This is a genomic window from Planctobacterium sp. R6 (genome assembly GCF_055755215.1).
This window is the reverse complement of the sequence record NZ_JBVTQY010000078.1, coordinates 1-7,638: the sequence shown is the minus strand read 5'-3', so window position 1 is coordinate 7,638 and position 7,638 is coordinate 1. Positions and strand designations below refer to the sequence as shown.

Below are 7,638 nucleotides of genomic sequence, written 5' to 3'. Positions count from 1 at the left end.
GTTGTGGAACTTAATCCGGAGAGCAAAAAAGAAGCAGCTTAACGGCTTAGGCGACAACTACCTTGAAAAACGCCGGGTTCACGAGTAGCCTGAAATGGTCACATAATGCTAAACGGCAACGATGTTTGGAACTATTCGGTTCACTGTTTTGCAGAATTGTAATTATTGCACCATGGAACAATCATCACGCTACTTATTGCTAATCGAGGAAGAGCTGCCATCATCAATCAATGCGCAATACTTTATATATTGAATTTTTTCCTCGAAAATAAGGAGCGGCCACTCGCTTAATGTGGTCAGGGCAGGTGTCAGCAATGGTGCTTGCCATTTCAGGTTCAGCGAATGCCAAAAAGCGCCTCAATAATGATAACCTGTTAGCATGTTTGCCAAACGCCTCTATATCTGGCGTATAAGTTACCTCTGGCTCCTGAAGGTCGCCATGATTCGTTTTGGAGTAAACACTGATTCTTCGTACCACCTTTTGAACACCAATCACATATGATCTCTTAGTCGCCATGTTGATTTACCCTATAAGGATTTAAAGTGATTTTTTTACTTGCGGCTTTTTGGAGAAAAAAACTACGTTCAATACTGTCACCCAGTTGTTTAAAGGTAGTGTTAATGACGTTTTGAACTTCCCTTTCTGAATTTGCTTTATCCAGCTTGATTTCAAGATCCTGAAATCTATCTAACGCAATATCGCCTATGGTTTCAATCCGCCATAACTTCAAGTTAATGTCATTGACTGAAGATCCATGGCGAATGTCAATTTCATGCTCATGGTCATCAATAACCTTCACCTTTGCAGCATCACTAATAATGTAAGGTGAAAAAGTAATAACTGAGGTGAATCGATCTGCATTCTTTTTCAGGAAGGCTGCTTGTTCCTGTGCAGATAGCCCCGATTCAGGGAAGATAGCGATATTTTTATCACCTTCAGCCTGACTCGCGAATTCCCTCAACTTATCGCCATTTTGTGCAGTAATTACCATCATTTTGTTTCACCTGTTTAGTTTTGCTTCGGAGTTGTAATCTTTTTCAGATGCTCAATTGGCTCCAGGAAGTCTTCAACCCTTACCTTTCTGCCGTTACCTCCACTGCTGAGGTCATAAGAATTAACAATTTCACACAGTTGTCTGATGTTGCTTTCTGCCCGCGACAAATCTTTTTCTAGTTTATTCTCTACTGATAACATAGGAATATTTCCTCTTATTGGGTTGCATCGTTTTCTGTTGAATGCTTAGCAAAAATATCTTGCTAAGTCTTGTCACACTCAAAACTGTTAAAATTTTCAAAGTGCAAAGATTTACTCGTATCAACAACGTAATTACATTTAGGGTGTAGGTATATGACTGTTGAGTTATGAGTTCAGGCTGATCAGCTAAGTAGCCAAATCGGTATAGCCCTTTTCATACCCCATAAACTGCTCACAAAATTCAGGATGAAGCCCTCCCTGGTTAACTCCAAGGGACATTATTTCGCCGACAAGGCCACCAAGTTTGCCGGGGCGATTCAATCTGGATTTGGTTGTAAAGTTGTTATTGCCATCCTTGCGAATGAGCGTCGAGTACAATCCTGAGTAGGCTGTTTTGGTTGGATTTAACAAGGTGCAGCGCTGACCATCGGAGTAGATAGCACCATCTTTCATGTATCCGCGTGTTGGCATGACGGTCGTCGCATGACCATTACCATCAAGTATTTGGTTACCTTTTACAGATAGGCTTTTTGGCGCGACATGATGAAAATTTGCATGGCCATCAATACGTTCTTCCCCAAATTCAGCTAGCGTTATACCATTAAAAATATGAAAAGGAATTTCAGGGACAACCGCATTCCCGAGGCCGTTAATACGCTTAGTTCTCAATTTGATGGAACGTGGTTGTTCTGCTACTGCATTGGCCTTTACCCAATCAGGTGACTCTGACAATAAAGGGAATCGAAATGGCATCTCGTTAAAGTATTGAGCTGCCCAGCGTACAGTATCAAATACCCTTGTTTTCGTTGTTGCCACTTTTGTATGCTTGCGGTAAGCGACTACGTATAATCTGTGACGATAGTGTGGGAAACCAAACGAAGCTGCAGAGATTGTTTCCCATTCAACGATGTATCCCATTCGGTCAAATTCAGCCAGTATATAACTAAGCCCTTTTCGGTTAAGCCTTTCTGAATTTTCCAACACAATATAGGGGATCTCTAAATCTTCTATGATGCGAAGGTTTTCTCTAATCAGTCCTGACTGTTCTCCATCAATGCCGGAATCATCAAGCAAGTTCGCTGGTGTGACATTTTGACAGGGAAAGCCGGATGTCGCGATATCAGGAAAAGGTAAAACCCCCTCCATAAAATCCTCAAGGGTGACGCTAGATAAGCCTGACTCTTCACAAGGCACAATATCTTCTGTAGCTATACGTGCCGTATCTGGATGGAACTGCTCACTAAGAGCCATAGAACAAATGTCACCAGCATTTTCAAGGTCCAGTTTTGAATCAATAAGCTTATTGTTGAACGGATCTACTTCGCTGCACATGATGGTTTTTATCTTACCGTTCCGTTGGGCTGCGACATGAAACCCTCCAATACCTGTATGTAGATCAAGTGCATTAAGGTGAGTTCGTGATGATTGCACTGTCATGTAGTTGTGCTCCTTGATTAAATATGGTTTTCAAAGTCTGGCTTTATATTCAAATGGAGCCATTCATTGATCACGAGTTCGACGTTTTTTGAATATTCTTCAAGCCAGGCGTTATGTAAGTTTTCAACATAGCGCTTTAAGCCATCTTCACTTTTCTTTCCGCAGCTAATATCGCTCGGTAAATCCAGGACATGAATAAAAGCATGAGCTTTAGCAAATATTGGAGCGGCTTTCTCAGCACTTTCATGCTGAGCATTCTTAGCTAAGAAGTACCATGTAATAGCTAACTCTTTGACCCTGTTTTCAGATAACATTCCAATGCCTTTCAATAAACTAATTCAATACAGACGATGTAATTATATTAATTTCATCACCAGTGTCAATAATATAATTACATCAGCTTAATCAAAGCTACCGAGTAATGATGTGACAATCAAATAGCTTGCTGAGGTATCTAGCTTAGTTAAGGCTGCAAGAAGGGAGGGCAGGCGCGATTTGCAAGTTAAGTTGACCCAACGGATCGTTTGGACGGAACTGACCGGAATATTGCACTAAATGATGTTGCTCCCGGGTAAAATTAAAATTCTTATAAAAATGGCGGGTATTCTTGATATTCTACCCCCACGGCAAGCATCCCTGTACGTTAAAGGGTGCCAGTGCAGCATTCCGCTTTGAACTGGCAAGAAGTAACACTAAGCTGCTCTTTCTGTACAGCTTTCAGGATCGATTTCATCAACCCGTTTCAACCACTTTTCAAACACCTCTGTATCGAAAAAACGATAGTGAAATGAAGATGACACTTGTAATAAATTACCTTTGACATCCACAAAACCATCGCAGCTTTTTCTGACCCTGAGTTTGCGACAATCACGTCCAAACAGATAGTGATGTTCTTCCATCCAGCCAAGAAAATCAAAAGGGCTTAAACATCTCCCATGTAAACAAAGAAACTGGCCATGATTAGAAACTAACTGATCAGTGTAGGCCTGAATATCACTTGTATTATCATCACTTGGCCATGGACTCATGGGGACAGCAATGTTCCTGTTAGCTACGAATGCCTTTTCATTGTTGCGAAACATAAATATCGCCCGACAATGATAATTAGTGCTTGAAGCACCTGATACAACGCCTCTGTTTTCGGAAGTAAATAAAATGGTCATCTGCAATAAATCCTCTTGTCGCGGAGTGTACTCAATGATTTCCGGTTTTTTAAGTGAATCACATGGGATTGATAAGCTTGAACCTGGTGGCATTTTTGTTCTCTGAATTCAAGCGATACACATAAGGTCTTTAGCTACCGAAACGTCAAATGTTTCCTCAAACCACAACCATATATCGAATCGATTATCCCCCGGTTCAAAGTTTAAAAATGGCTCATCAATATTATCGCTATCTTCTTTCAGCGGAATATCCCCAAGTTTATCCCACAATCTTTTAGCTGCCTCCAGCTTGGTTTCACCAGACTTTATATATTTATTCATATTGTATTATTTCTCTTGAACGACATCACTGAACGTAATTATATCAGTTACAGTTTTGATGTAAACAATATAATTACATTTAATAAGGTGTAGCAGGGTTAATAAAGATTTAGGAAAGAACAAAGCCTCTATTTTTAGGGAGATATTCAGAGGCGTCTATGCTTATGTGTTTGAGCGCCTCATCAGTTATTGTTCCAGTAAAACGTTTCGGCTTCTTCATTCGTCATCAGGAAGCCGAAATATCCGACACGTGGTTCAGTCGATTCTAGAACAATGCCATTGTCAATAATTACGCACCAGGAGTGTTGTCTCCACATGCCATCACTGGAAAGTGCGTACCCAGTCATAAGCCCGAATCTTTCCTGGTTTTCATACCATATTTCTGCGCTATTCGCATGACATTGACTGGGATTTCCTTTTACAAACTCAGCCTTGTTTCCGTATAAGAATATGCCTCTGTCCTTTATCCGTTGGTAATCTTCCTCAAATATTGGCATGCAAACCTCCTCACCACCAAACGCCAATATCATCTTTATAAGCTCCCTGTTAGCCGCTACAGCCTTTAATTCAGACTCATTAAGGGAACCTTCAAAATTGCTTGCCCACCATTTATCCGTTAAACGAGCTTTCCATTCGCTATTGATGGGGTTGCATACAACCGGTACCGGCATTTCTTCTGGAGTCAAAATTTGATTAGGTAGTGGTGGGGGGACTAATTGTAGTTGATTAATATCTGATAGTTCACACATGCTAGAATCCTAAGTTGGCGCTGCTCTGTAAATTAATAACCCATGATCAAGGTATCTTCAAAACAGTGTACCAATGCGTTGCAGTCTCTGGTTAGTTTTTGACGTTTGTCTGAGTTTCGTAGTCTCTGGTCATCAGCCACAGTTTCATGTATTTCATTACAGAGCCACTCTGTAGAACGGCCCTTTTCCAGGTATAATCCACCTGTATTGCAGAACAGCATGAATAATGTCTTATGTTTTTTTAGTTTTCAGCATTTAGTTCTGCTGAAAAGTGATTTTGATTTACTTAACTTATCATTCAATAATGTGACCAGTTCAGCTTCTAAATTTAAATGCGCCGTCCCTTTTTTGAAAAATTTTATTGCTCCTCCGCTAAAGTGAATTGGTTCACTGAAAAATGAATCAACATCAGTTGCGCTGTGATGGTCTTCCACTAACTTCCAAAGGTATGGGGATTCTAGTTTTTGCTCTATTACCTTCGTACGTTTGCCGAAGGTAATACGTGAGAGAATATTCAATGTGTCACGAAGATAGCTATGGGCGTCAACCTTAACGTATCCAGCCCGGCAAGAGCAGGTGTCCGTGAAAACCGTTTTCTTCTTAAACCTAAATTTATCGTTATTTGCGTATGATTGATCGCCATTGAGCACACTTTGCATGAGACTATCAATCAATATTTCATCCTGGCGATCTATTAGATCTGATAGCGTAGAGTTAACGTTGTCTACAGTAAATTCCAATGGATTAGCATCAAGTTGTGCCCTGAAAGCTTCCTTAGAAGTCTTGCACATGAGCGAATATATGTTTAGTCGATTGAACAGTATCGACCACAAGTTTGAATCCAAAATTTTTTTAAACATGCTGCGTAAATCTTCAGGAGATTTAGTCAACATGCTAACGTCTCTGGGCTGCATTCTAACCGAATTTTCACCCAGGACATGTCTAAGCTGAATGAAAATAATATCCAGGTAGTCATACGTAACAGCCCTATGAGCAGGTATGAGTTTATCCATTTCGTCACAAATAGAATGGGCCTGGTGTGTCAGCTGAAATTGCTTAAACATTACATCGATGAGTAATTGACGTTTGCTCACCAGTTGTTCAATTAATCGCGTTTGCGTAAGTTCATTCATCTGTAGATCCTTACTGTTATTTCTTCAATTGAGGTGTAATTATAATAATTACTTCTGGTGTGTCAATATATTAATTACATCATTCTGTTGAACAGATGGCTTGTGAATGATGTTTTTTCCAATTGAAAATCAACAGAGGGGAAGGGACTTAACATCTTGGTATTGCTGGTGGCTTTCTCAGAGTGCTAATGGATGGAAATTCTCTCGCATGTTTTTAGGTCTTCTAATTGCCACTTCATTATGAAGTGGGCAGGTTGTCGCAATCAATGACTATCAGTCAGATGTTTTTCGAAATTGCATTTACTAAAGCGTTAATGTCATTATCGATTCGATGTCGATCTACTTTCCCTAGTTTATAATCGTTATGCATTGGCTCAATAATCCATACCAGAACATCTGTCATTGGGGGGAAATACCCGTGAACATACCAGGTACCAACCTGTTCAGTGATTGCCGAGTTGACTAGCCTGGCCTTATCTTCTGAACGAGAAAATAAAACGAATGGTCTGACAGAATCTCTTTTAAATGGACTTAAGTTAAACAGTTTTTTATTAACGGGATGTCCCTCACATGAGGACAGAGGCGCAGCCCCATAGGCAAAAAGAATGTCGCATAAAGGATGGATCCCTTTTTCCACTGCCCCTTTAGCAATAGCTTCTTGATACGTGAATTGAGCAGGGCCACCTATGTTGTCCATTAGTTCTCTCTTATCTACGTATTAATAGTTAATAAATTTCCTGATTCAGAAGCAGGCAATATACAGTTGTTGCAAAACTCTTATGAGTATATGGATACATTCAAACGCCTCATGGATAGTTGCAGCAAGGAAGAACTGAACTTTTTATGCAATCAACTGAATGGCCTGTACCGATTTGCGAAGTTACTGGAAAACATGGCTCAGGGAATACAGGATGGGCGAATATCCGTCCCTAAATCCCACTAGATTATAGTGTCAGTTATTGTGGTCTCATTCCTAGCTAAAGTGAGCCAACTGATTATGTTTGCAAGCCCGTTCCTGGTTAATCTGAGTCCATTACTGATAAATTTGAGCCAGGTATCCGGCTTATTCTCAGTTAATGTGAGCCTGCGGAACGGGATATAATCAAGTCGGCGGGGTTAGGTTCGCAAGTCGCTACAAATAGTCGATACCTTAACAGCCAAAACCGAAAGCCATTCTGGTTTATCAAGTTTTGATAACTTTTTTGAAATACGGTCCATACCTTCTAGCTCAGAGAGTTTCGCCGATTCTTGCCGCAATGTCGGACCGTTCACTGCCGAACGATGACGCTCTTTCAGCCAATATTTTGGCATGAGTGGCCATGTGTTCTAACTCACCTATCCGATCAGTCATTTTGGCCGTTTCCTTCAACTTTTGAGCCGCCTGATATTCCAGGGAATTAATGTCAATACTCTCTGAATCAACACCAGCATTTATCTCAAGTGCCAGGATCAACTCATCTAAAGACAACATAGCGGGCTGTGATTTTTCTTCAGGCATGTTATGAGCATTGTTATTGACCTGAGACGCAAATGGCCTGATTGTTTTTAGTTGAGCTATTAAGTCCCCCCTGTGTCAGGATAGTTGTCGCCTCAGTTTTTCGTATTGTTAGACAGGGGGTGGATGACAGGTTTGAGTGAAA

Annotated in this window: 12 protein-coding genes; 1 reads left to right on the top strand and 11 read right to left on the bottom strand. The window is 40.6% G+C overall.

Features of this window, described 5'->3' with window-relative positions; genetic code table 11:
- Positions 1-223: 223 nt before the first annotated feature.
- The 10 genes from AC0J20_RS22965 to AC0J20_RS22920 form a co-directional block, all read right to left on the bottom strand.
- Entirely contained in the window at positions 224-496 is a 273-nt protein-coding gene (locus tag AC0J20_RS22965) for a hypothetical protein (protein ID WP_473023544.1), read from the bottom strand.
- Between the two features lie 10 nt (positions 497-506).
- Positions 507-995, bottom strand: a complete 489-nt coding sequence (locus AC0J20_RS22960; protein WP_473023543.1) for a hypothetical protein — start codon at positions 993-995, stop codon at positions 507-509.
- Positions 996-1,009: 14 nt separating this feature from the next.
- Complete coding sequence (locus AC0J20_RS22955; protein ID WP_473023542.1) at positions 1,010-1,195, bottom strand: hypothetical protein; 186 nt, start codon at positions 1,193-1,195, stop codon at positions 1,010-1,012.
- 186 nt (positions 1,196-1,381) lie between these two features.
- Positions 1,382-2,632, bottom strand: a complete 1,251-nt coding sequence (locus AC0J20_RS22950) for a DNA cytosine methyltransferase (RefSeq protein ID WP_473023541.1) — start codon at positions 2,630-2,632, stop codon at positions 1,382-1,384.
- 17 nt (positions 2,633-2,649) lie between these two features.
- A complete protein-coding gene (locus tag AC0J20_RS22945) occupies positions 2,650-2,946 on the bottom strand; it encodes a hypothetical protein (protein ID WP_473023540.1) in 297 nt (98 codons plus the stop codon).
- Positions 2,947-3,324: 378 nt separating this feature from the next.
- Positions 3,325-3,888, bottom strand: coding sequence for a hypothetical protein (locus AC0J20_RS22940; protein ID WP_473023539.1), 564 nt, complete (start codon positions 3,886-3,888; stop codon positions 3,325-3,327).
- A 15-nt stretch (positions 3,889-3,903) separates the two neighbouring features.
- Complete coding sequence (locus tag AC0J20_RS22935; RefSeq protein ID WP_473023538.1) at positions 3,904-4,116, bottom strand: hypothetical protein; 213 nt, start codon at positions 4,114-4,116, stop codon at positions 3,904-3,906.
- A gap of 182 nt (positions 4,117-4,298) precedes the next feature.
- A complete protein-coding gene (locus AC0J20_RS22930; RefSeq protein WP_473023537.1) occupies positions 4,299-4,865 on the bottom strand; it encodes a hypothetical protein in 567 nt (188 codons plus the stop codon).
- Positions 4,866-5,113: 248 nt separating this feature from the next.
- The gene (locus AC0J20_RS22925) at positions 5,114-5,998 is read right to left on the bottom strand and encodes a DUF4942 domain-containing protein (protein WP_473023536.1); all 885 of its coding nucleotides are present in this window, start codon (positions 5,996-5,998) and stop codon (positions 5,114-5,116) included.
- Positions 5,999-6,275: 277 nt separating this feature from the next.
- Positions 6,276-6,695: a hypothetical protein gene (locus AC0J20_RS22920; RefSeq protein WP_473023535.1), complete on the bottom strand. Its 420-nt coding sequence runs from the start codon at positions 6,693-6,695 to the stop codon at positions 6,276-6,278.
- Between the two features lie 90 nt (positions 6,696-6,785).
- On the opposite strand from AC0J20_RS22920, the gene AC0J20_RS22915 reads away from it, so the two are divergent.
- Entirely contained in the window at positions 6,786-6,941 is a 156-nt protein-coding gene (locus AC0J20_RS22915; protein ID WP_473023534.1) for a hypothetical protein, read from the top strand.
- A 285-nt stretch (positions 6,942-7,226) separates the two neighbouring features.
- On the opposite strand, the gene AC0J20_RS22910 is transcribed toward AC0J20_RS22915, so the two are convergent.
- Positions 7,227-7,496: a hypothetical protein gene (locus AC0J20_RS22910; protein ID WP_473023533.1), complete on the bottom strand. Its 270-nt coding sequence runs from the start codon at positions 7,494-7,496 to the stop codon at positions 7,227-7,229.
- Positions 7,497-7,638: the final 142 nt, after the last annotated feature.

What these genes read in the sequence shown, in the direction of transcription:
- AC0J20_RS22945 (WP_473023540.1), bottom strand. Translation starts at nt 2,946, where the DNA reads ATGTTATCTGAAAACAGGGTCAAAGAGTTAGCTATTACATGGTACTTC.
- AC0J20_RS22950 (WP_473023541.1), bottom strand. Translation starts at nt 2,632, where the DNA reads ATGACAGTGCAATCATCACGAACTCACCTTAATGCACTTGATCTACAT.
- AC0J20_RS22930 (WP_473023537.1), bottom strand. Translation starts at nt 4,865, where the DNA reads ATGTGTGAACTATCAGATATTAATCAACTACAATTAGTCCCCCCACCA.
- AC0J20_RS22920 (WP_473023535.1), bottom strand. Translation starts at nt 6,695, where the DNA reads ATGGACAACATAGGTGGCCCTGCTCAATTCACGTATCAAGAAGCTATT.
- AC0J20_RS22935 (WP_473023538.1), bottom strand. Translation starts at nt 4,116, where the DNA reads ATGAATAAATATATAAAGTCTGGTGAAACCAAGCTGGAGGCAGCTAAA.
- AC0J20_RS22955 (WP_473023542.1), bottom strand. Translation starts at nt 1,195, where the DNA reads ATGTTATCAGTAGAGAATAAACTAGAAAAAGATTTGTCGCGGGCAGAA.
- AC0J20_RS22960 (WP_473023543.1), bottom strand. Translation starts at nt 995, where the DNA reads ATGATGGTAATTACTGCACAAAATGGCGATAAGTTGAGGGAATTCGCG.
- AC0J20_RS22910 (WP_473023533.1), bottom strand. Translation starts at nt 7,496, where the DNA reads ATGCCTGAAGAAAAATCACAGCCCGCTATGTTGTCTTTAGATGAGTTG.
- AC0J20_RS22915 (WP_473023534.1), top strand. Translation starts at nt 6,786, where the DNA reads ATGGATACATTCAAACGCCTCATGGATAGTTGCAGCAAGGAAGAACTG.
- AC0J20_RS22925 (WP_473023536.1), bottom strand. Translation starts at nt 5,998, where the DNA reads ATGAATGAACTTACGCAAACGCGATTAATTGAACAACTGGTGAGCAAA.
- AC0J20_RS22940 (WP_473023539.1), bottom strand. Translation starts at nt 3,888, where the DNA reads ATGCCACCAGGTTCAAGCTTATCAATCCCATGTGATTCACTTAAAAAA.